Raw genomic sequence first — 23,565 nt, 5'->3', positions numbered from 1 at the left:
ACTATTTAAAAAATGAGGATTTCGGTAGCTTGAGAGGGAAAATTAAGGTAAACCTATGTAATTATCGTTTTACGGAGTGTAAAGGATAAAATTGACACTTTTCTAAGTCATCATTTGGAGAAATGTTCAATATGACATTCCTTGTAAAGCATTATGAAAAAACTGCATGAGAAAAATTTCAATTTTCTCTTTATGACCTAGATCAAATTATGTAGAATGCGCGTCATTAGCTTAATGCAAACGTTTGCGTCAGGTAAAAACGTCGGTATTGAGGTCATAAATCAGTTTTTTAAAACTTTAAGTCTTAATCTGAGTCAGGAGATACAGATGCTAAAGCGTGATATGAACATCGCAGATTACGATGCGGAACTGTTCGCAGCAATCCAAGAAGAAACTCTTCGCCAGGAAGAACACATTGAACTAATCGCTTCTGAAAACTACACAAGCCCACGTGTAATGGAAGCTCAAGGTTCTCAGCTAACTAACAAATACGCTGAAGGTTACCCAGGCAAGCGTTACTACGGTGGTTGTGAGTACGTAGATAAAGCAGAAGCTCTTGCTATTGACCGTGCATGTGAGCTTTTCGGTTGTGAGTATGCAAACGTACAGCCACACTCTGGTTCTCAAGCAAACAGTGCTGTTTACATGGCACTTCTAAACCCAGGCGATACCGTTTTAGGTATGAGCCTAGCGCACGGTGGTCACCTGACTCACGGTTCACCAGTAAACTTCTCTGGTAAGCACTACAACGTTATTCCTTACGGTATCGACGAAGCGGGTCAAATCAACTACGACGAAATGGAGCAACTGGCTCTTGAGCACAAGCCTAAGATGATTATCGGTGGTTTCTCAGCTTACTCTCAAATCGTAGATTGGGCTCGCATGCGTGAAATCGCAGATAAAGCGGGTGCCTGGTTGTTTGTTGATATGGCTCACGTAGCAGGTCTCATTGCTGCAGGTGTATACCCAACGCCAGTGCCACACGCTCACGTTGTGACAACAACGACGCACAAAACGCTAGCAGGTCCACGTGGTGGTCTAATCCTGTCTAACGCTGGCGAAGAGATGTACAAGAAACTGAACTCTGCTGTATTCCCTGGTGGTCAAGGTGGCCCTCTAATGCACGTTATCGCGGGTAAAGCGGTTGCATTTAAAGAAGCAATGGAGCCAGAGTTCAAAGAGTACCAAGCACGCGTTGTTAAGAATGCGAAAGCGATGGTTGCTCAGTTCCAAGAGCGCGGTTACAAAATTGTTTCTAACGGTACAGAGAATCACCTGTTCCTAGTTGATCTGATCGACAAAGACATTACAGGTAAAGATGCAGATGCAGCACTAGGTGCAGCAAACATCACAGTAAACAAAAACTCAGTACCAAACGACCCACGTAGCCCATTCGTTACTTCTGGTATCCGTGTAGGTTCTCCAGCAATCACTCGCCGTGGTTTCACTGAAGACGATGCAAAAGATCTAGCGAACTGGATGTGTGACGTTCTAGACAACATCGGCAACGAAGAAGTTATCGAAGCGACTAAAGCTAAGGTTCTTGAAATTTGTAAGCGTCTACCAGTTTACGCTTAATCAGGTTTCTGCTTAATCAAAAACACCTCCAGCTTGGAGGTGTTTTTTTATGTCTCCAATACCAACCAGAATCAATGTCTTAGCACCTGTTTTTAGATAGGTATAAAACAAAAACGGCAGCCTTTTGGGCTGCCGTTTCAAATCTTAGTTCAGCTTATTTGTTTACGCTGATTGTCTCACCAGATTTACAACGGAATTGGTAGTACTTAGTGCTTTCGTTGAACTTAGATAGACCTTCACCACTACAGTAGTCTGCGTTGATATCACGCATGGTGTCTAGAGTTGCTTCAGTGCGAAGAGTAAACTTAGAGCCATCAGCACATACAATGCGTACACGACCATCGTCACTGACTGAGTAAGTCTTTACTTCTGTGTTGCAAAGTTCGAAAGAAGCGTCCATGTAGTTGTCTTGCTGAGTGGGTTCAGATGCACAACCTGCAAGAGTAATAGCCACAACAGCGGCAGCAAAAATGTTTTTCATGCGTCTATCCAATATTTCGAGTATTTAAAGCCAATCCCATCATTTATCTGAACATAACGTTATTGGTATGAATAAAGTTTGATTTAGGTATTATATCAAACCTAGAGTTTCGTTCTAGTATCAAAGTTGTTTCAATACTTGATATGGTAGTGGATTGTGGCGGGTGAGTAAAATCGCTACAAATAAAATATGCCTCACGTTCAAAAACGAGAGGCATAGATAAGTGATTGTCTTACTGTAATTTAGCTTACTTCTACGCCTTGAGCTTGTAAGTCAGCATGGTACGAAGAACGTACAAATGGACCACAAGCTGCGTGAGTAAAGCCAAGCTCTAGAGCGATTTCTTTTAGCTCATCAAACTCTGACGGTGGAACGTAACGTTCAACCGGTAGGTGATGACGGCTAGGTGCTAGGTATTGGCCTAACGTCAGCATGGTGACACCGTGAGCACGAAGATCTTTCAATACTTCGACGATCTCTTCTTTTGTTTCACCTAAGCCCATCATAATGCCTGACTTAGTCGGAATGTTTGGGTGCTGCTCTTTGAATTTTTGTAGCAGCTGCAATGACCACTTGTAGTTCGCGCCAGGGCGAGCTTTACGATACAGGCGAGGTGCTGTCTCTAAGTTGTGGTTGAAAACATCCGGCGGATTGTCTTTTAGCAGCTCAAGAGCCACGTCCATACGACCACGGAAGTCTGGTACAAGTGTTTCAATCTTAATGTTCGGATTTAGTTCGCGGATTTCACGGTTACAGTCGGCAAAATGCTGTGCACCACCATCACGAAGATCGTCACGGTCAACGGAAGTAATAACCACGTACTTCAGTTTCATGTCTTGAATAGTTTTAGCCAGTTTCTTCGGCTCGTCTGCTTCAGGAGTCAGTGGACGTCCATGAGCAACGTCGCAGAATGGGCAACGACGGGTACAAATTGCACCCAAAATCATAAAGGTTGCAGTACCGTGGTTAAAACATTCTGCAAGGTTAGGGCATGAAGCTTCTTCACAAACGGAGTGTAAGTTGTTTTTACGCATTGCCGATTTTATATCTTGAATGCGCTGGCTGTCCGCAGGTAGCTTGATCTTCATCCAGTCTGGTTTACGAAGAACTTCTTTTTGCTCTGTAGGCATGTTCTTTACTGGAATCAGTGCCATTTTATCAGCGTCGCGGTACTTAACGCCTTTTTCCATTTGGATTGGTTTACTCATGCTTCTCTTACTTCTCGTTATTGTTGGTCTTGTGGCCTGCTTGTGTGTCGACACTAACCTGTTCATAGTTAAGTAAATCAACCAGTTCTTCGACTAGTTTTGTCTCTACTTGAGTCATGTCGTCAGGTCCGCCAAGTTGGCTGACTTGAACCATTTCCATTCCAGCGTAACCACAAGGGTTGATACGTAGAAATGGCGTAAGATCCATATTCACATTTAGTGCTAAGCCGTGGAACGAACAACCTTTACGGATTCGTAATCCTAAGGAACAGATTTTCTTCCCATCTACATAGACACCTGGTGCATCAGGGCGTGCAGCTGAGTCGATATTGTATGCTTTTAGGGTATTAATTACGAGATTCTCAATATGAGTAACAAGATCTCGTACTCCCATTTTTTTACGACGAAGGTTAATCAGAAAGTACGCAACAAGCTGACCTGGCCCGTGGTAGGTGACTTGGCCACCACGATCGCTCTGAACAACGGGGATATCACCTGTATTAAGTAGGTGTTCCGCTTTGCCTGCTTGCCCTTGTGTGAAGACTGGATTGTGCTCAACAAGCCACACCTCGTCAGCGGTGTCTTCTGTCCGGTTATCTGTGAAGTCATGCATTGCTTGCCAAATTGGCTTGTAATCTTGTCTTCCTAGATGTTTCACAACAAGCTGGTTTTGCATTCCGCTTTCCATCGTCGGTTAATAAAGTTAACGGATTATAAACTGCTTCTGGTCAAGGGACTATATACCAGTAACACATTTTTAACCCTAGACTTTTTGCAGGATAATTATCTGTTTGATATCTAAAAAGAAAGCAGCTTTCGCTGCCTTCAAAAAAAATTGAATTAACTCAAATTTTTTATAGCACCATGCGTACAATGTCGATCTCACCGAGCTCTTTGTAAAGCGTTTCAACTTGCTCGATAGAAGTTGCGGTGATATTGACAGATACTGAGTGGTAATTGCCCTTAGCACTTGGCTTTACGGTTGGGCTGTAATCACCTGGAGCATGGCGTTGGATGACTTCAAGAACCTTTTCAGGAAGCTCAGGCTTAGCATAGCCCATTACCTTGTAGGTAAACGAACAAGGGAACTCAAGCAGGTCTTTCAGTTTTGCATCTGAATTAATGTTCAGCATTTTGAAACTCCAAGTTGGGAAGTCGTTGTTAGCAGCGCGGAATAGTACTGTCTATCGAGGATGAACTCAAGATACCCTCTGCGCTATGTCGAAAGCGTGAAAAACAAAAAAGCCGCACTAGGCGGCTTTTCAAAGCTAAGTACTCGAATTACAAGAAGCTTTTGAACAGCATTACAATGTAATCCCATAGGCGGCTGAATAGGCTACCTTCTTCCACATCCTCTAGAGCAAGAAGTGGGTACTCTGCAATATCTTCACCTTCTAGTTGATAGTATAGCTTACCAACTACGTCACCTTTCATAATTGGGGCTTCTAGCTCTTTTTCAAGGATGAAGCTTGCCTTAAGGTTTTTCGCTTGGCCGCGAGGTAGGGTTACATAGGTATCTTGGTCAAGACCTAGCGCCACCGTATCTTTGTTACCCATCCAGATCTTTTCTTCAACGAAGGTTTCACCGGCTTTGTGAGGAGCAACGGTTTCGAAGAAGCGGAAACCGTAGCTCAGAAGCTTTTTGCTTTCAGATTTACGCGCATTCGCATTTTTAGTTCCCATAACTACCGCAACTAGGCGCATTTTGCCTTCTGTCGCAGAGCTAACTAGGCTGTAACCTGCGTTGCTCGTGTGTCCAGTTTTGATACCGTCAACGTTCATGCTCTTATCCCAAAGCAGACCGTTACGGTTGTATTGGGTGATGCCGTTGTAAGTGAACTTTTTGTCGGAGTAGATACGGTACTCGTCTGGCACGTCACGGATCAGTGCGCTACCCAGTAAAGCCATATCGTAAGGCGTTGAGTATAGGTTCGGGTTATCTAGACCATGCACGTTAGCAAAGTGCGTGTCTTTCATGCCGATAGTGTCAGCCCAAGCGTTCATAAGATCGACAAATGCGTCTTCTGAACCAGCGATGTGCTCTGCCATGGCAACACAAGCATCATTACCAGACTGAACAATGATACCGCGGTTTAGGTCTTCTACTTTTACCGTAGTACCGACTTCGATAAACATCTTTGAAGAGTCAGGGAAGTTTTTCGCCCAAGCATTTTTACTGATAGTGACATCATCTTGAAGTGAGATGTTGCCACGCTCTAATTCTTGGCCGATGACATAACTGGTCATCATCTTAGTCAAGCTTGCTGGAGATAACTTAGTGTTCATCTCTTTTTCAGCAAGTACTTTACCTGAATGGTAATCCATCAATACGTAGCCTTTAGCTGCGATTTGAGGTGCGTCAGGAACCACAATTGGTGATGCGAATGCAGAAGATGCGAAAGTTGCAGAAAGCGCAATAGAAGACGCAAAAGCTGATTTAATTAGCGTTGTTTTTTTCATATTGACTACAGAATTATCGTTTACTGTCCATATCTTAACAGAATCAATCTCTCAAGCCAGTGTAGGTGTTTGGATACACTGGATTGAGGACTAGTGGGATTTTATGAAAGCACTGGTGTAACCCAAGTCTTTCACTTGCTCAAGTGCTTTTTGGCTATGCATATAGTCGCTAAATGGGCCTAAAAACACTCGGTGAAGCTTGTCGCCAGAACTGACATAACTCTTAACCGAAAGCTTTTGACTCAAATCTTGCGCTAAAGTTTCAACTCGGTCTTGATGTTGTGATGAAGCTACCTGAACGACAAACTTTGGTAAGGCCTCTTGTTTGTGTGCTTGGGTCGGTCTGTCGACAGTTATCACTTCAATGGCAACGTTGGCGGTGCCGGTGCGAATGACATCGAGTTTTAGCGCCGCCGCGTAGCTAAGGTCAATGATTCGCCCTTCATGAAAAGGACCGCGGTCATTGACTCGGACAATGGCAGTTTTGCCGTTATCCTTGTTGGTGACTTTGACGTAGCTCGGAATCGGCAACTCTTTATGCGCAGCCGACATTGAGTACATATCATAGATTTCACCGTTAGAGGTTAAATGGCCGTGGAATTTCTTGCCATACCAAGAGGCGATACCTTGTTGTTGAAAGCCTTTTGGCTCTTTTATGATGGTGTAATCTTTACCTCTTAGGGTGTAATTACTGTTCCCCCCAAGGCTGTATGATTCATACATAGGTGTGGCATCTTCAATATGCTCAACACTGATTGGTGCATCAGGGGCAATGTCGTCGTCAATGGTGTAGCGCTTTGACGGCGCTGAAGAGCAGCCAGCCAAAATGAAGCTGGTGGCTGCTGCTGTGAGCAATAATTGCTTGTTTATCATTTATATTGCCTTAGAGAATGCTTTTCTATGGGTATGGATCGACATCAAGATGCCAAAGCCTGCCATGAGGGTCACCATAGAGGTACCGCCATAGCTAATAAGAGGCAGTGGGACACCTACCACGGGTAATATGCCACTTACCATGCCGATGTTGACAAAAACATAGACGAAGAAGCTGAGAACGATACTGCCCGCCATCATACGACCAAATGCCGTTTGAGCTTTACTTGCGAGCACAAGTCCACGTCCAATGATAAATAGGTAGAGGCTAAGGAGAATAAGGATACCAATCAGTCCCCATTCTTCTGCTATCACTGCGAAAATAAAGTCGGTGTGGCGTTCAGGTAGAAACTCCAACTGGGATTGCGTCCCTTGAAGCCAGCCCTTTCCAGAGATACCGCCTGAGCCTATAGCGATTTTACTCTGGATAATATGGTAACCCGCGCCCAGAGGATCGGACTCTGGGTTAAACAGAGTCCTCACGCGAACTTTCTGATACTCGCGCATCAAGAAGAACCACAGAATAGGGAGGAAAGCGCCTAATCCACAAGCTGCAGCAAAGATGATTTTCCAGCTAATACCCGCTAAGAAAATAACGAAGATTCCCGATGCGGCAATAAGGATTGAAGTACCTAAATCTGGCTGCTTCGCAATCAAGATGGTAGGGACGAACACCATCACCAACGACATGACTAGAGTCTGGAAAGTTGGTGGAAGAGGGCGCTTACCAATGTAGCGCGCAATCATTAATGGCACCGCGAGCTTTAATAGCTCGGAGGGCTGAAAGCGAACAAAACCTAAGTTTAGCCAACGCTGTGCCCCTTTGGAGGCTTCACCAAAGAACAGCACCCCAAGTAGCAAAATAACGCCACCGACAAACATTAGGGGCGCAAGAGCCTCATAGGTTCTCGGCGGGATCTGAGCAAGGATTAACATGACACCAAGTGAAAGCGCCATACGCATAGCTTGTCGGTCCATCATGGCTAAACTCTGTCCGCTCGCACTGTACATAACGACAAGGCCAAAGCCCATTAGCACCAATATTCCCAGTAACAGAGGGAGATCGAGGTGGAAACGTTCAAATAGAGCGCGGTTTTGACCAGTTGCTGGGTTCAAATCCATGGTTATTTCGCCTCTTCATTATCTACGAGAACATGATCAAATATTCTTCTCACTACAGGAGCAGCTTGAGAAGAACCACCGCCGGCATTTTCTAAAACGATAGTGACGATTAGCTCTGGGTCTTCAATCGGAGCGAAGCCGGTAAATAGAGCGTGATCGCGTAGGTGCTCTGCAATTTCATCGGCGTTGTATTCTTCGTCTTCGCCGAGACCAAAGACCTGAGCTGTTCCCGACTTTCCTCCACTCATATAAGGTGTTTTGTAAAACGCCCTACGTGCCGTTCCTTTTTTGCCATGGTTTGCTAAGCGCATGCCTTCAATGGATAAGTCCCAAAAGCGATCTTTCACGCCTTCAATCGGAGGATAGGTATATGTTTCTAATGTAGACAGTTCGTGCTTATCGAACTTTTCACCATTAACTATGGTCGCCCTGAGAAGGTGTGGTGCAACGCGCGTTCCTCGGTTAACCAAAACAGACGTCGCTTTGGCTATCTGCATTGGTGTCGCAGTCCAATAGCCTTGCCCAATACCAACAGGAATAGTGTCACCTTGATACCATGGCACACGGTGGCGAGCCATTTTCCATTCACGGGTTGGCATATTGGCTTTGCTCTCTTCGTGGATATCAATGCCCGTATAGTCTCCAAAACCAAACATCATCATCCAACGAGATATACGGTCAATGCCCATGTCATAAGCGATTTGATAGTAGAAGGTATCGACAGATTCCTCGATCGACTTAACGATATCCACTTTGCCATGCCCCCAACGTAACCAGTCGCGGAAAGGTCTTGTTTTTGAGTTTGGTATTCTCCAATAACCAGGGTCGTTACGCGTTGTATAAGGCGTGATGACCCCTTCTTCCAAAGCTGCCACAGCCATAAACGGTTTGATGGTTGAGGCCGGAGGATAAATACCAAGCGTCGCGCGGTTAACCAGTGGACGGTTTTTGTCGTTTAAGAGAGCACTGTAGGCCTTACCCGAAATACCATGTACAAACGCATTAGGATCGTAGCTTGGGCTCGATACCATTGCTAAAACACCATTGTCTTTAGGATCTAAAACAATTGCGCTGCCACGACGATCGGCAAGCAGTTCATGAATATAGAGCTGTAAATCAATATCGAGGTTTAAAACGATATCTTTGCCTGGTACAGGAGGTTCATACTTAAGCGTTCGAATCACTCGGCCACGGCTGTTTACTTCAACTTCTTGGTAGCCAGCTGTTCCATGCAGTAAGTCTTCGTAGAAGCGTTCAATACCTAGCTTACCGATGTCACGTGTCGCTTGATAGTTTGCTTCTTTTTCTTCACGGATCAGGCGTTGAATGTCTCGGTCATTGATTCGAGAGACATAGCCAATCACATGAGTAAGTACTTCACCATAAGGGTAGTGACGCTTAAGGGCGGCATTTATCGATACCCCAGGGAAGTTGTGCTGATTGACCGAGAACTTCGCTGCCTGTTCTTGAGTCAACTGAGTCAGGATAGGAACGGATTTAAAGCGACGTGTCTGACGACGTTCACGCTTAAAACGTTCTATCTGCTCGGGGGTAATGGTTAGGATCTCTTGTAGACGACGGATTGTGTCGTCCATGTCCTTAACTTTCTCTGGGGTGATCTCAAGACTAAACACTGGGCGGTTTTCTGCCAGTAGCTTGCCGTTGCGATCATAGATCAGCCCTCGGTTAGGGGCGATAGGCACAACTTTAATGCGGTTGTCATTAGAGCGAGTTTTATAGTCTTGGTATTGATTTATCTGGATGTTGTATAGGTTAGTAATCAACACGCCAACTAATGCCACAATACCAATGAAAGCGACGATAGCACGACTTGTAAAAAGTCGTGCTTCTTCATGGTAATCCCTTATCCGGGTACGCTTCCTTAACATTAATCGTTATTCTCGATGGTAAGGGTGGTTAGCAGTGATGCTCCACGCTCTATATAAACTCTCAGCCATGACAATGCGTACTAATGGGTGAGGCAAAGTTAATGCTGATAAAGACCAGCTTTGATCGGCTGCTGCTTTACATGCTGGGGCGAGACCTTCAGGACCACCGATTAGAATCGACACATCTCTTCCGTCCAGCTTCCAGCTCTCTAGTTGCTGCGCTAATTGTGGGGTATCCCACTTTTTGCCAGGGATGTCGAGAGTAACAATTCGATTGCCTTTTGGCACGGCTGCCAACATGGCTTCGCCTTCTTTTTGCAGAATTCTTGCAATATCGGCATTTTTTCCGCGTTTTCCGGCGCTTATTTCGACAAGCTCTAGTAGCATATCATGAGGAAAACGGCGGCGATACTCTTGGAAGCCTTCTTCGACCCACTTGGGCATCTTGGTTCCAACGGCAACGAGCTGTATTTTCATCGCTTAGCCCCAAAGCTTTTCCAGTTGGTAAAGCTCACGATGCTCTTCTTGCATCACATGAACAATGGTGCTGCCCATATCTACTACGACCCATTCGCCTTCGGCTTCACCATCAATACCTAGTGGCTCCAGACCTGCTAGTTTTGATTCTTTAGCAACATGCTCGGCGATAGAAACAACGTGGCGCTTTGATGTGCCAGTACAAACGATCATGAAGTCTGTAATACTTGATTTGCCCTGAACATCGATGGTTTTGATATCTTGAGCTTTCATGTCGTCAGCTTTGTCAGCAAGGAAGTTGTTTAACTCTTCAAATTGCAAGGTGTTGTCCTCGTTGGTGTTGTGCATATACATAGGGTTGATTGTTTGCGGCGGCGAAGTATATCACGCTTTTTAAAGCTTCACTTGCGGCAAGCAAATCTCAGTACTCAACTGGTGTAATAGTGGCCAGCTAGACTGGTCGTATTGTGTTTTTACCAATAGCTCGATCTTGGCGAGCAACTGGAGAAGCTGCATGATTTTTTCGGGCTGCAAGCGGTTTAAAGCTGACGAGTACAGTGGGCGTTTTGATTGCCAAATACGGTAGCTTTCAAAAACTTGGCCGATTGGCTTAGTTTTAATTTGGGTCGCCATGTTGAGAAGCTGAGTGAGCTCTTTTTGTATCGTCCGCGCGAGTATCACGCTCTCAATTCCTTCCGCCTCAAGTTGGCGTAAAATACGTTGTGAGCGCTTGGCCTTACCCGCTAATAAGGCATCTACCCAATGAAAAGCGGTGAAGTGGTTGTGGCGGCTAAGAGATTCCTCTAAACGCACCAAATTCAACACGCCGTCAGGGTAAAGTAATGCGAGCTTATCGAGGCTTTGTGTCAAAGCAAACAGGTTGCCCTCATGCCATTGGGCGAGCATCTGTACTGCTTCTTGATCTGGCTTAAGGTTGAGTGCTCGGCAACGCGCTAGTACGAATTGCGGTAATCTTTGGATATCAGGAGTTAAGCAATTCACCCAGCAACCTTGGGTAGACAGCGCTTTAAACCATTTTGCGTTTTCTTGAGCTTTGGTCAGTTTGCTACCAATGACAACTAACAACACATCACTGTGAAGCAGTCCAGTAACAGCAACTAGCTCTTTAGCGATCGCGGCATTGACTCCTGACTCAGGCAGTTCCAGTTCAATGACTTGTCTGGCTGAAAACAAGCTCATGGCCTGACAGCTGTCATAAACAAGATTCCAGTCAAATGAACTATCGATAGCAAAGCGGTGTCTTTCTTCGAATCCTTGTGCAAAGGCGGCTTTTTGAATCGACTGGCGAGACTCTTGGATAAGGAGTGGTTCGTTGCCAAAGATAAGGTAAGTAGGGTGGAGCTGCTTGTTAAGCTGCTCCACTAAACGGTCGGCGAAGATTCGCATAATGGTAATTAGTTAGCTGGGACTTCAGAAGTGACGTTACCCTGAGCATCTTCAGCGTAAAATGTTTTTACGCGGTATTGCTCTTCTTCCACTTTGAGTAAAGCTTCTTGTTCTTCTTCCAACAGCTCGTTTGCTTCGATATCTGCTTTCAGGCGCGCCATTTGACGAATGATCTGTGAAGCGGCTAGCTTACGCATTTCATCTTCAATCATGTCTCGTTCTACCGACTTAGCAAGTGCGGTTAACGGGTTATCTAGGTAGCTACGCGTTACACTGGTAGAGAAGGTCTTTGAGCCTAGCTCTGGAACCGTCACGCGGTAAGAGGCACGGAAGGTAAGCTCGATTTCCGCTGCGCGAGTGTTTTGGTAAAGCGATAGTGTACGCTCACCCACACCTTCGCTAAGTAGGTGTAAGTTAGGGATATTAGCGGCTGGTGGAACGACATCAATTTCGCTCATACGCAGTTGCCCTTTCATCATACGTGTAAAGCTGCTGTATTGGTCGTAGCTGGTGAGAGACATGGTTTCTAACTCTTCAGGAACCGAGTAGTCACCACGTAGATGGAAACCACAAGCAGACAATAAACTTGCCATTAGAACAACACTGGTGAGTTTTACAGAAGAAAATGAAATAAGGCGCGACGCACTACGAAACATGGATTTAGGGCTCTCGATTATTGGAATACTTATCTTAGGGTTCTAATACCTAGAATAGCTGATAAAACACTAAGATAAGTAAAGCAGGGTAACAATATACCCTGCTTATGACTTAAGAAGCGACGATTAGTTCGCAACAATGTTTAGAAGTTTACCCGGTACGTAAATCACTTTACGAATCGTTTTATCTTCTGTGAACTTAGTAACGTTTTCATCGTTTAGACCTAGAGCTTCAATATCTTCTTTAGAGATATCCGCTGGTACAGTCAGTTTCGCACGTAGCTTGCCGTTTACTTGAACGATGATGAGCTTCTCGTCTTCAACCAGTGCTTTCTCGTCGTGAGTTGGCCATGCTGCGTTGTCGATATCTTCTTGACCCAACGCTGCCCACATTTCGAATGAGATGTGCGGAGTGATTGGGTAAAGCATTGCAACAACTGCTTTCAGAGCTTCGTCAAGGATTGCACGATCTTGCGCTGATTCTTGAGGCGCTTTCGCTAGCTTGTTCATCAGTTCCATGATTGCTGCGATTGCTGTGTTGAACGTTTGACGACGAGCGATATCGTCAGTCACTTTGGCGATAGTCTTGTGAACGTCACGACGAAGTGCTTTTTGGTCGCCAGACAGTGCCGATGCATCAACAGCTTCTGCAGCGCCTTTCGATGCGTGCTCGTTAACAAGTTTCCAAACACGTTTTAGGAAGCGGTTAGCACCTTCTACGCCAGATTCTTGCCACTCAAGCGTCATGTCTGCAGGTGAAGCAAACATCATAAATAGACGCACTGTGTCAGCACCGTACTTGTCTACCATCTCTTGTGGGTCGATACCGTTGTTCTTCGACTTAGACATCTTGATCATGCCTGAGTGTGTTACGTCACGGCCTTCGTTGTCTTTAGCAGAAGTGATGCGGCCTTTACCGTCACGCTCTACAGCAACGTCAGTTGGAGCAACCCACTCTTTACCGCCTTTGTCGTTCTCGTGGTAGAACGCATCTGCTAGTACCATGCCTTGACATAGTAGTTGCTTGAACGGCTCGTCAGATGTTACGTAACCTGCGTCACGTAGCAGTTTGTGGAAGAAGCGCGAGTACAGTAGGTGCATACAAGCGTGCTCGATACCACCGATGTACTGGTCTACTGGTAGCCAGTAGTTCGCTTTTTCTGGATCTAGAATGTCGTCAGCTTGTGGTGAACAGTAACGTGCGTAGTACCAAGAAGACTCCATGAAGGTATCGAACGTATCTGTTTCACGTAGAGCAGGTTCGCCGTTAAATGTTGTCTTCGCCCACTCTTTGTCTGCTTTGATTGGGCTTGTTACGCCGTCCATTACCACGTCTTCAGGAAGAATCACTGGTAGTTGGTCAGCTGGTACTGGGTGAACTTCACCATCTTCAGTGGTTACCATTGGGATTGGTGCGCCCCAGTAACGTTGACGAGATACCCCCCAGTCACGTAGACGGAAGTTAACTGTCTTAGTGCCTTTGCCTTCTGTTTCTAGCTTGGCTGCGATTGCATCGAATGCTGCTTGGAACTCAAGACCGTCGAACTCACCTGAATCGAACAGTACGCCTTTCTCGATGTACGCTTCTTCAGAGATGTTCAGCTCGCTGCCGTCAGCAGGCTTGATCACAGGTACGATATCTAGACCGTACTTAGTTGCGAATTCGTAATCACGTTGGTCGTGTGCAGGTACTGCCATTACAGCGCCTGTACCGTAGTCCATCAGTACGAAGTTAGCGACGTAAACTGGAACTTCACGACCGTTCAATGGGTGAATAGCAGTAAGGCCAGTCGCCATACCTTTCTTCTCCATTGTCGCAAGCTCAGCCTCTGCTACTTTATTGTTCTTACACTCTTCGATAAAGGCTGCAAGCTCAGGGTTGTTCTCAGCTGCGATTGCCGCTAGAGGGTGACCTGCTGCGATACCCACGTAAGTCACACCCATTAGTGTGTCAGGACGTGTGGTGTAAACTTCTAGGTCTTGTTGCCCCTTAACTTCAAACTTAAGCTCAACACCTTCAGAGCGACCGATCCAGTTGCGCTGCATGGTCTTAACCATTTCAGGCCAGCCATCTAGGTTGTCTAGATCGTCTAGAAGCTCTTGAGCGTATTCAGTGATCTTGATGAACCACTGTGGAATCTCTTTTTGCTCTACTGGAGTATCACAGCGCCAGCAGCAGCCATCTTCAACCTGCTCGTTTGCAAGAACAGTTTGGTCGTTTGGACACCAGTTAACTGAAGAAGTCTTCTTGTAAACTAAGCCTTTGTTGTAAAGCTTAGTGAAGAACTCTTGTTCCCAACGGTAGTACTCAGGCGTACAAGTAGCGAACTCACGGTTCCAGTCGTAACCAAAGCCTAGAAGCTTAAGCTGGTTTTTCATGTACTCGATGTTTTCGTAAGTCCACGGTGCTGGTGCCGTGTTGTTTTTCACAGCTGCGTTTTCTGCAGGTAGACCAAATGCATCCCAACCGATTGGTTGCATTACGTTTTTACCTTGTAGGCGTTGGAAACGAGAGACTACATCACCGATAGTGTAGTTACGCACGTGACCCATGTGCAGTCGGCCACTTGGGTAAGGGAACATGGATAGACAGTAGAATTTTTCTTTATTTGGGTCTTCACTTACAACAAAGGTCTTGTTGTTGTCCCAGTGCTGTTGAACTTTTTGTTCAATATCTTGCGGGTTGTATTGTTCTTGCATCGATGATGTCCGGTTATCTTGGAATTTGTGAGTTCGGTTAGAACAGACTTAAATAGATCGTCATAGAATACCTAAAGGAAAGGTGCACAACAATAGCCAATCCATACTCTCCTTAGCTTTAAATGGTTAGGGGGCGACCTTGAGTCGACATATCGAGTTTGTTTGTGAGATTCATTACGGAGGTCAGCGATGCCAAAAAGAAAAGCAGGTTATGAAGAGATGCTTGAAGACGTTGTGGAAACGCTCAAGCACAGCCCAGATGAAGTTAATCATGTTATTGAAACTTCAGGGAAAGTAGCGCAAGCCGCCAATGATCTCACCAAAGATGAGTTGGCTTTGGTTTCGGCGTACGTGAAGTCGGATTTAAAAGAGTTCGCTGATAACTACGAAGAATCCAAAGGTGGGCCATTCTATTTGATGGTCGCTGACTCGATTTGGCAGGGGCTGTTAGATATTACTGACCGGACGAAAGTGGAGTGGGTAGAGCTGTTCCAAGATCTCGAACACCAAGGGCTTTATCAGGCTGGTGAAGTGATTGGATTAGGGGTATTGGTCTGTGATGAATGTGGACATAAGACACAATATAACCACCCAACGGTGATCATCCCTTGTACCAATTGCGGACATAAAGGGTTTAGTCGTCAGGCGCTTAAGCCTTAGGTGGAGCCGGAAACGGACTTCGTCCTACGGGATGCGGGAACGCTGCGCTCGAGAGTCGAGACCGGGCTGCGCCCTTCGAGAGGGCAGCGACGCTATATACCGTCATTCCCTAGACTGACGAAGGAAGGAGTAGGGAATCCCTTAATGTATTCGACTCGCTTCTAGAGATCCCCAACTCGCTCGTCCCTCGCTCTTGAGGATGACAGAGTTATTTATTGAAAACAAAAAAGGGTTGACGCACGCGCCAACCCACAAAATTCTCTAGCTCTCTAGCTCTCTAGCTCTCTAGCTCTCTAGCTCTCTAGCTCTCTAGCTCTCTAGCTCTCTAGCTCTCTAGCTCTCTAGCTCTCTAGCTCTCTAGCTCTCTAGCTCTCTAGCTCTCTAGCTCTCCACCCAATAACCAAACTCAGCACTACCCAAAAATACATCGGCCATGTACCAAACTGACGGTAAGGGGTTTCGCCGGATGTCGATGGGATCTCGGCGCGTAAAACAGCGGTTTCGAATTGCGGTACTTGAGCTGTGATATGACCTTTATAGTCAGTCACTGCTGTGACACCGTTATTGGTGGCGCGAATAACAGGTTTACCAAGCTCAAGCGCACGCATACGGGCGATTTCCATATGTTGCAGCGGGCCAATTGAGTGCCCGAACCAAGCGTCGTTCGACAGAGTGAGTATAAAATCTGTGTCTTGATTGACGTTTTGTCTTACCTGCTCATTGAAGATGATTTCATAACAAAGAGCTGGGGCCATTTGTTTGCCATTGGCATCAATGTTGGGCTGGACAAAATCACCACGGCTAAATGAAGACATCGGTAGATTAAAAAACGGCGCGATCGGTCGCAGCACTTCTTCAAATGGGACAAACTCACCAAACGGCAGTAGGTGATGTTTATGGTAACGAAGGTTCATGTCGTAGCTGTAATCCCCATTCGGGTTTTTACCGAGTGTGAGAATGCTGTTGTAGAACTTCTTATCTTCGCCTTGATTGACGATTCCGGTTATCACTGCACTGTTATTCATACGCGCTGCGGAATCGAGATTACTTAGGAAAGAGGAAATCTCGTACTCAAGCGCTGGTATCGCAGCTTCCGGCCAAATGATGATGTCCGCATCCCAGTTCTCACGAGTAAGGTCGGTGTACTTCAGAATGGTTGGCCATCGTTGGCTTGGCTGCCACTTTAACTCTTGCGCGATGTTACCTTGAATGAGGGCAACTTTGGTGGTTTGCTCTGGGTTTGGTGTTACCCACTGAGCAGACTGCAAGCCAAAACCTGTCATAAAGATCACTGATGGGATGAGCAGCAGTAACCATTGGCGATGTAAGCTGGCATAAGCGATCGCTCCTGCGCTTACAACCATTAGTAAGGTTATAAACTCTACGCCGCCAAGTGGAGCGAAATTACCCAATGGGCTGTCTATTTGGCTGTAACCTAGCCATAACCACGGGAAACCCGTCATGACCCAACCACGGAGCCAGTCACAGATAAGCCAGAGAGCAGGTGCGACTAACATGTATCGAGTACGTGTTGACGCAGGGAAAAAGCGATTAAGACTCCAAGTGAATAGGGCTGAGTAGATGGCTAAGTAACCGACTAGCAGCGCCATGAGAAAGACACTAGCAATTTTCGGCATACCGCCAAAATTATCGATGCTGACATGAACCCAGCTGATGCCAGTCGCAAATTGACCAAGCCCCCATGCATAACCAATCCAAAGTGCACGTTTCGCTGATTGCTGGTGGATGAGTAAAAGAAGAATGGCAGGGCTAACAATCGCTAGCGGCCATAATTGATAAGGTGCAAATGCAAGTGTGGTTAAAGCGCCAACAAAAACGGCCGCAAGCGGCCGTTTTAGGCGATGAAAAAGGGAATTTATCATCGTATATATTATCTCTTCCCCTAAGGGAGGTTAGCGTTACTCTTCAGTAGAGTCTGCAATGAGCTCTTCGTCAGGAATGGTAACTTGTAGCTGCACAACACGACGGTTATCTGCTGAAGTCACTTTGAAGTTATACCCTTCAATTTCTACCACCTCGCCACGAGAAGGTAGATGACCAAATGCTGTCATAACCATACCACCTACAGTGTCGACTTCTTCGTCGCTGAAAGAGGTTCCAAACGTATCGTTAAATTCTTCGATAGTGGTTAGAGCCTTCACTGCAAAAGTGTGTTTGCTTAGCTTGCGAATATCCAGTTCTTCTTCATCGTCAAATTCATCTTCGATTTCTCCAACGATTTCCTCAAGGATGTCCTCGATGGTGACAAGACCAGATACGCCGCCAAATTCATCAACAACGATAGACATATGATAACGTTCCTCACGGAACTCTTTGAGTAGGCGATCGACACGCTTACTCTCAGGAACAACGACCGCTGGGCGGATAACTTGCTCGATATCAAATGGCTCGCTGCCAGAACCTAAGTATTTAAGTAAGTCCTTCGCTAACAGAATACCTTCAACATGGTCTTTATCTTCACTGATTACTGGGTAGCGAGAGTGCTGAGCATCAGTGATAAGGTTGATCAGTGCGTCTAAATCGTCACTGCGGTCAACCGTAACCATTTGCGAACGCGGTAACATGATGTCACGCACACGCATTTCAGAGATCTCCATAACACCTTCAAGCATGTCTCGGGTGTCGTGGTCGATCAGGTCATTTTCTTCAGAGTCACGGATCACATCCACAAGCTCTTGGCGATCTTTTGGTTCACCTTGAAAAAGTTGACCTAGGCGTCCGAAGAAGGACTTTCTACTCGGACCTTCAGATTTTTCTTTCTTACCTTCTAGAGAAGAGGGCGAATTGTCTTCGTTCATTGTTTCTCATTTAAGTAACGCTATCAGATGTGTGATAGCTCACGTTGGTAAAAGCGAGTTGAAAACAGTCTCGATTTTACGCTTTCTCATCAATGTAGGGGTCTTCGAAACCCATACCTTGCATGATTTCTGTTTCGAGTGACTCCATCTCTTCAGCTTCGTCATCATCGATATGATCATAACCTAGCAGATGCAGGCTACCATGTACAACCATATGCGCCCAGTGAGCCATTAGAGGTTTGTTTTGCTCTACCGCTTCACGTTCTACAACTTGTCGGCAGATGATCAGATCGCCGAGCAAATCCATCTCAATGCCTGGAGGCGCTTCAAATGGAAAAGAGAGCACATTGGTCGGTTTATCTTTGCCCCGATAGTCATGGTTAAGTTGGTGACTTTCTTGTTCATCAACCAAACGCACAGTAACTTCAGCTTGAGGTTGGAATTTTGTCACCGCTGAGCTTAACCAGAGATGAATATCATCAAAACTTGGTAAGCCTTTTTCATCTTCGACCGCTAATTGTAGATCTAGTTCGATACTCATGACTTACCTTCAGCGGTTTCTGCTTGTACTTTTTTTGAAAGCTCAGCTTTAGCCGTTTCGATCAATTGTGCTTCGCGCTCTTCACGACGTTTCTTTTCGAACTCTTTGCGTTCTTTTTGATCTTTCGCTTCCCATTTCTCATACGCGTTAACGATACGTGCAACAACTGGGTGGCGAACAACGTCGTCGGACTGGAAGAAGTTAAAGCTGATGTCATCGACTTCACTCAACACCTCAATAGCATGGCGTAGCCCAGATTTAGCACCACGCGGTAAGTCGATCTGGGTGATATCACCTGTGATCACGGCGCGAGAGTTAAAACCAATACGCGTTAGGAACATTTTCATCTGTTCCACTGTGGTGTTTTGGCTCTCGTCCAAAATGATGAAAGCATCATTGAGCGTACGACCACGCATATAAGCCAGTGGCGCAACTTCAATCACGTTGCGTTCAATCAGTTTTTCAACCTTCTCGAAGCCGAGCATTTCGAATAGGGCATCATAGAGCGGACGAAGGTACGGGTCGACTTTCTGGCTCAAATCACCCGGTAAGAAGCCGAGTTTCTCACCCGCTTCAACCGCAGGGCGAGTCAGTAAGATGCGACGAATTTCTTGACGCTCTAAAGCGTCTACCGCAGCCGCAACCGCCAGATAGGTTTTACCTGTACCCGCAGGACCAATGCCGAAAGAGATGTCATGAGTCACCATGTTCATCAGGTACTGACCTTGGTTTGGTGTACGTGGTTTGATGACACCCTTTTTGGTCTTGATGAACACTTCTTTACCGTGCTCGAAGCTTGACTCAAGGTCTTGCTCTAAAACACCTGTCTCTTTGATCGCAAGGTGAATTTCATCGGGTTCTACGTCTGGGATATTGCCACGAACAGGAGCGGTATTGACGTAGAGTGTTTTGATGATTTCAAGTGCTGCAGCGCTAGTATGTGGTTTACCAACGATAGTAAAGAAGTTGCCACGGTAGCTGATTTCGACGCCTAAACGACGCTCTAAGTGCTTGATATTGTCATCGAAAGGACCGCACAAACTGGCTAAGCGGCGGTTATCAGAAGGTTCTAGATTGATTTCTAGAGTTACAATTTTATTGCTCAAAGTTGCCTCTCAAAATATGCCATTCGAAAGAAGCCCGATTTAGACCGGGCTTCTAATGGCGATCGTTACCTATCTCTAAGATGGTAACTTATACAGCTATTTTCAAGCTTAAGGCGTAAAAGTCGCTACACCTAGCTCATCTTCACGTTTGGTGCGAGCCATCATTTGCGTTGGTGAAATGATAGATCGTAGGTCCATATCCTTTTCAGTACGAACCAATTCGCCACGTAGTGAGTTAGCGAAAACGTCAGTGATCTTCACATCAACGAATTGGCCGATTAGGTCTGCGCTGCCTTCGAAGTTAACCACGCGGTTGTTCTCTGTACGTGCGCGAAGTTCCATTAGATTCTTTTTCGATGGGCCTTCAACAAGAACGCGTTGTTCAGTATCGAGCATCAAGCGTGAGTAACGCATAGCTTGCGCGTTTACGGTTTGCTGCAGTTCGTATAGACGTTCTTTCTTTTCTTGCTCTGGTACGTCACATGGGTAGTCCGCCGCTGGCGTGCCCGGACGAGGAGAGAAGATAAAGCTAAAGCTCATATCAAAATCAACGTCTTTGATTAGCTTCATCGTATCTTGGTGGTCTTTCGCTGTTTCGCCAGGGAAGCCAACAATGAAGTCAGAACTGATCTGAATATCAGGACGCGCTTTACGCAGCTTACGAATGATCGACTTGTATTCAATCGCTGTGTGTGGACGCTTCATCATCGTCAGAATACGGTCACTACCACTTTGTACAGGTAGGTGCAGGAAGCTCACAAGCTCTGGTGTATCTTCGTAGACGGCGATGATGTCGTCAGTGAACTCTAGTGGGTGGCTAGTCGTAAAGCGAATACGGTCGATGCCATCAATAGAAGCAACAAGGCGCAGCAATTCTGCAAAAGAGCAAATATCGCCTTCATGGGTTGGACCACGGTACGCGTTAACGTTTTGACCTAGTAGGTTCACTTCACGTACGCCTTGATCAGCAAGCTGCGCGATTTCGAATAGTACGTCATCCATTGGACGGCTAACTTCTTCACCGCGAGTGTACGGTACTACGCAATAAGTACAGTACTTAGAACAGCCTTCCATAATTGAAACGAACGCTGTTGCACCTTCAGCACGAGGCTCTGGTAGACGGTCAAACTTCTCGATTTCAGGGAAAGAGATATCCATAACAGGCGCTTCATTTGACTGTGACTGTTTGATCATCTCTGGCAAACGGTGCAGTGTTTGTGGGCCAAAGATAACGTCAACAAATGGCGCACGCTCGCGGATGTGGTCACCTTCTTGAGTAGCAACACAGCCACCAACACCAATAACCACACCTTCTTTTTTATCTTTTAGCGTTTTCCAACGACCAAGCTGGTGGAATACTTTTTCTTGCGCTTTTTCGCGAATTGAACAGGTATTAAGAAGTAGTACATCTGCCTCTTCTGGTTCTTCCGTCAGCTCATAGCCGTTAGCCGCGTTCAGTAGATCCGCCATTTTTGATGAATCGTATTCGTTCATCTGGCAGCCCCAGGTTTTAATTAGCAGTTTCTTACTCATTTTGTTCGCTCGATCGTTAGTTTAAATTAAGGGAGCAAATCGCCCAATGTTTCCAGTAAGTCATCCATTTGAGTTTAATGTATGACTAAATTTTGTGCCTATAGATTGGCAAGCGGCGTATTGTACTGGTTTAAAAACCTACTGACTAGTGTTGCTGTAAAATCTATTCAAAGCGTTATCAATCAAGGGATTTGCCCATAGTGCGCTTGAGGTTTTTCGTTACATTTTAGTAATGAAAACGTACAATAAAAAACAGCCAAATAATCAATATGATGAAGTATAAATTATGACCAAGTTTGATGTTGCAGTGATTGGTGGTGGCATGGTTGGAGCGGCTACCGCTATCGGGTTTGCCAAGCAGGGTAGAAAAGTCGCGCTTGTAGAAGGTTACGCGCCAAAAGCTTTTTCTCCAGAGCAGCCAATGGATATTCGTGTTTCTGCTATCTCTGAGCACTCTGTTTCCATACTCGATGAACTTGGCGCTTGGCAAAAGATTGAGCAAATGCGCGTCTGCCCATATCGCCGCTTAGAAACGTGGGAACACCCTGAGTGCCGCACTCGTTTTCACTCTGATGCTCTAAACATGCAGCAACTTGGTTATATCGTTGAAAATCGACTGATCCAGCTTGGTTTGTGGCAACAACTAGATCAGTTCGAAAATATTACGCTGTATTGCCCAGATACGTTAGAAAGCATCAAGTTTGATGAGGTCAATCGAGTCGAACTCACTTCTGGAGAGTGCTTTGACGCCGAATTGATCGTTGGCGCTGATGGAGCTAATTCTAAAGTACGTCAATTGGCAGGAATCGGTGTTACCGCTTGGGATTACAGGCAGCATTGTATGTTGATTAATGTCGAAACGGAGCTTGCTCAGCAGGACATTACTTGGCAGCAGTTTACCCCCCATGGGCCTCGCTCCTTTTTGCCTTTAGCAACATTAGCTTCTCAATCACAGGGAACAGGACAAGGTTCATTAGTCTGGTATGACAGCCCGAAGCGCATAAAGCAGCTCTGTTCGCTGACGCCAGAACAATTGAGGGAAGAAGTCTTAACTCATTTTCCTGCTGAACTTGGCGATATTAAAGTGCTGCAGTTTGGCTCTTTTCCTTTAACTCGTCGTCATGCGCAAGCCTATTTCAATAAGAACTGTGTGCTGGTGGGTGACTCTGCACATACCATTAATCCATTGGCAGGGCAGGGCGTCAATCTTGGATTTAAAGATGTCGCAATCTTACTGGCGGAGTGTGAGGGTAAAACCTCTATTGATGGCTCTGTACTGAAACAGTATGAGCGCAAACGCCGACCAGATAATCTGTTGATGCAATCAGGAATGGATCTGTTCTACAAAGGGTTCAGTAACGATATTGGCCCACTAAAACTGGTTCGTAATGCGGCACTTAAAATCGCAGAGAATACCGGGCCTCTAAAAACACAGGTTCTCAAATATGCCTTGGGTTTGAAGTGAGAGAGATAGAAAACAAAAACGCAGCCATTTGGCTGCGTTTTTTGTGCGTTGCTAAGTAGGAATTACTTAGTTACACGTAGTACTGGAGTTTCACCAACAGTTACAGAACCAGAAAGCTTGTTCAGCTCTTTGATTTCGTCCATGTTAGAGATAACAACAGGAGTTAGAGTAGACTTTGCCTTCTCTTCTAGTAGCGCTAGATCAAACTCGATGATAGTGTCGCCAGCTTTAACTGATTGACCTTCTTCAGCGATACGCTTGAAGCCTTCGCCTTTTAGTTCAACTGTGTCGATACCGAAGTGAACGAATAGTTCAACGCCATCGTCAGACTCGATAGAGAATGCGTGGTTAGTTTCGAAGATCTTACCGATAGTACCGTTTACAGGAGCTACCATCTTGTTGCCAGCAGGCTTGATCGCGATACCGTCACCAACGATTTTCTCAGCGAAAACAACATCTGGCACATCTTCGATATTTACGATTTCACCAGATAGAGGTGCGATAATTTCGATTGCACCTGCTTCTGCGCTGTCGTCAGATACTAGCTTCTTAAGTTTGTCAAACAGACCCATTGTGTCATGCTCCTAACG

General features: G+C 45.8%; 22 protein-coding genes. 3 read left to right on the top strand and 19 right to left on the bottom strand.

The window, feature by feature from the left end; genetic code table 11:
* Window positions 1–327: 327 nt before the first annotated feature.
* Entirely contained in the window at window positions 328–1,578 is a 1,251-nt protein-coding gene (gene glyA / locus IX91_RS11440; protein WP_004746252.1) for a serine hydroxymethyltransferase, read from the top strand.
* Between the two features lie 154 nt (window positions 1,579–1,732).
* Here the strand turns inward: glyA and IX91_RS11435 are convergent, their stop codons facing one another.
* The 13 genes from IX91_RS11435 to leuS form a co-directional block, all read right to left on the bottom strand.
* Window positions 1,733–2,059, bottom strand: coding sequence for a hypothetical protein (locus tag IX91_RS11435; RefSeq protein ID WP_004746251.1), 327 nt, complete (start codon window positions 2,057–2,059; stop codon window positions 1,733–1,735).
* Between the two features lie 242 nt (window positions 2,060–2,301).
* Window positions 2,302–3,267 carry a lipoyl synthase gene (lipA, locus tag IX91_RS11430; RefSeq protein WP_004746250.1) on the bottom strand — a complete coding sequence of 322 codons (966 nt, stop codon included), beginning with the start codon at window positions 3,265–3,267 and terminating at the stop codon, window positions 2,302–2,304.
* Window positions 3,268–3,274: 7 nt separating this feature from the next.
* A complete protein-coding gene (lipB, locus tag IX91_RS11425; protein ID WP_004746249.1) occupies window positions 3,275–3,943 on the bottom strand; it encodes a lipoyl(octanoyl) transferase LipB in 669 nt (222 codons plus the stop codon).
* Window positions 3,944–4,121: 178 nt separating this feature from the next.
* Window positions 4,122–4,400 (bottom strand): DUF493 family protein YbeD, encoded by a 279-nt coding sequence (ybeD, locus tag IX91_RS11420; protein ID WP_004415161.1) that lies wholly within the window; start codon window positions 4,398–4,400, stop codon window positions 4,122–4,124.
* Between the two features lie 148 nt (window positions 4,401–4,548).
* Window positions 4,549–5,727: a serine hydrolase gene (locus tag IX91_RS11415; protein WP_004746248.1), complete on the bottom strand. Its 1,179-nt coding sequence runs from the start codon at window positions 5,725–5,727 to the stop codon at window positions 4,549–4,551.
* A 90-nt stretch (window positions 5,728–5,817) separates the two neighbouring features.
* Complete coding sequence (locus IX91_RS11410) at window positions 5,818–6,600, bottom strand: septal ring lytic transglycosylase RlpA family protein (RefSeq protein ID WP_004746247.1); 783 nt, start codon at window positions 6,598–6,600, stop codon at window positions 5,818–5,820.
* Entirely contained in the window at window positions 6,601–7,722 is a 1,122-nt protein-coding gene (rodA, locus tag IX91_RS11405) for a rod shape-determining protein RodA (protein ID WP_004746246.1), read from the bottom strand.
* Between the two features lie 2 nt (window positions 7,723–7,724).
* Window positions 7,725–9,611: a penicillin-binding protein 2 gene (gene mrdA / locus IX91_RS11400; RefSeq protein WP_004746245.1), complete on the bottom strand. Its 1,887-nt coding sequence runs from the start codon at window positions 9,609–9,611 to the stop codon at window positions 7,725–7,727.
* 6 nt (window positions 9,612–9,617) lie between these two features.
* A complete protein-coding gene (gene rlmH, locus IX91_RS11395; protein WP_004746244.1) occupies window positions 9,618–10,088 on the bottom strand; it encodes a 23S rRNA (pseudouridine(1915)-N(3))-methyltransferase RlmH in 471 nt (156 codons plus the stop codon).
* Window positions 10,089–10,091: 3 nt separating this feature from the next.
* A complete protein-coding gene (gene rsfS / locus IX91_RS11390) occupies window positions 10,092–10,436 on the bottom strand; it encodes a ribosome silencing factor (RefSeq protein WP_408068355.1) in 345 nt (114 codons plus the stop codon).
* Window positions 10,437–10,481: 45 nt separating this feature from the next.
* Window positions 10,482–11,495, bottom strand: coding sequence for a DNA polymerase III subunit delta (gene holA, locus IX91_RS11385; protein WP_004746242.1), 1,014 nt, complete (start codon window positions 11,493–11,495; stop codon window positions 10,482–10,484).
* Window positions 11,496–11,503: 8 nt separating this feature from the next.
* On the bottom strand, window positions 11,504–12,151 hold the full coding sequence (locus IX91_RS11380) for an LPS-assembly lipoprotein LptE (protein WP_004746241.1): 648 nt from the start codon (window positions 12,149–12,151) through the stop codon (window positions 11,504–11,506).
* A gap of 126 nt (window positions 12,152–12,277) precedes the next feature.
* Window positions 12,278–14,851: a leucine--tRNA ligase gene (gene leuS / locus IX91_RS11375; protein ID WP_004746240.1), complete on the bottom strand. Its 2,574-nt coding sequence runs from the start codon at window positions 14,849–14,851 to the stop codon at window positions 12,278–12,280.
* A 189-nt stretch (window positions 14,852–15,040) separates the two neighbouring features.
* Between leuS and IX91_RS11370 the strand changes: the two genes are divergently transcribed.
* Complete coding sequence (locus IX91_RS11370) at window positions 15,041–15,511, top strand: zinc ribbon-containing protein (RefSeq protein WP_004746239.1); 471 nt, start codon at window positions 15,041–15,043, stop codon at window positions 15,509–15,511.
* A gap of 365 nt (window positions 15,512–15,876) precedes the next feature.
* Here the strand turns inward: IX91_RS11370 and lnt are convergent, their stop codons facing one another.
* The 5 genes from lnt to miaB form a co-directional block, all read right to left on the bottom strand.
* Window positions 15,877–17,394 carry an apolipoprotein N-acyltransferase gene (gene lnt / locus IX91_RS11365; RefSeq protein ID WP_004746238.1) on the bottom strand — a complete coding sequence of 506 codons (1,518 nt, stop codon included), beginning with the start codon at window positions 17,392–17,394 and terminating at the stop codon, window positions 15,877–15,879.
* A 36-nt stretch (window positions 17,395–17,430) separates the two neighbouring features.
* The gene (gene corC, locus IX91_RS11360) at window positions 17,431–18,330 is read right to left on the bottom strand and encodes a CNNM family magnesium/cobalt transport protein CorC (RefSeq protein ID WP_004746237.1); all 900 of its coding nucleotides are present in this window, start codon (window positions 18,328–18,330) and stop codon (window positions 17,431–17,433) included.
* A gap of 76 nt (window positions 18,331–18,406) precedes the next feature.
* A complete protein-coding gene (ybeY, locus tag IX91_RS11355) occupies window positions 18,407–18,871 on the bottom strand; it encodes an rRNA maturation RNase YbeY (protein WP_004746236.1) in 465 nt (154 codons plus the stop codon).
* Complete coding sequence (locus tag IX91_RS11350) at window positions 18,868–19,977, bottom strand: PhoH family protein (protein ID WP_004746235.1); 1,110 nt, start codon at window positions 19,975–19,977, stop codon at window positions 18,868–18,870. Before IX91_RS11350 ends, ybeY begins: the two co-directional genes overlap by 4 nt.
* A gap of 108 nt (window positions 19,978–20,085) precedes the next feature.
* Window positions 20,086–21,510 carry a tRNA (N6-isopentenyl adenosine(37)-C2)-methylthiotransferase MiaB gene (gene miaB, locus IX91_RS11345; RefSeq protein WP_004746234.1) on the bottom strand — a complete coding sequence of 475 codons (1,425 nt, stop codon included), beginning with the start codon at window positions 21,508–21,510 and terminating at the stop codon, window positions 20,086–20,088.
* A gap of 286 nt (window positions 21,511–21,796) precedes the next feature.
* Here miaB and IX91_RS11340 point away from each other — a divergent pair, with 286 nt between their 5' ends.
* The gene (locus tag IX91_RS11340) at window positions 21,797–22,975 is read left to right on the top strand and encodes a 2-octaprenyl-3-methyl-6-methoxy-1,4-benzoquinol hydroxylase (RefSeq protein ID WP_004746233.1); all 1,179 of its coding nucleotides are present in this window, start codon (window positions 21,797–21,799) and stop codon (window positions 22,973–22,975) included.
* Window positions 22,976–23,037: 62 nt separating this feature from the next.
* Here IX91_RS11340 and crr read toward each other — a convergent pair whose 3' ends face one another.
* Window positions 23,038–23,547, bottom strand: a complete 510-nt coding sequence (gene crr / locus IX91_RS11335) for a PTS glucose transporter subunit IIA (RefSeq protein ID WP_004746232.1) — start codon at window positions 23,545–23,547, stop codon at window positions 23,038–23,040.
* Window positions 23,548–23,565 lie beyond the last annotated feature (18 nt).

This window comes from Vibrio tubiashii ATCC 19109 (assembly GCF_000772105.1).
Classification (GTDB): domain Bacteria; phylum Pseudomonadota; class Gammaproteobacteria; order Enterobacterales; family Vibrionaceae; genus Vibrio; species Vibrio tubiashii.
The sequence above is the reverse complement of the archived record's forward strand: the minus strand, read 5'-3'. Positions and strand labels throughout refer to the sequence as shown.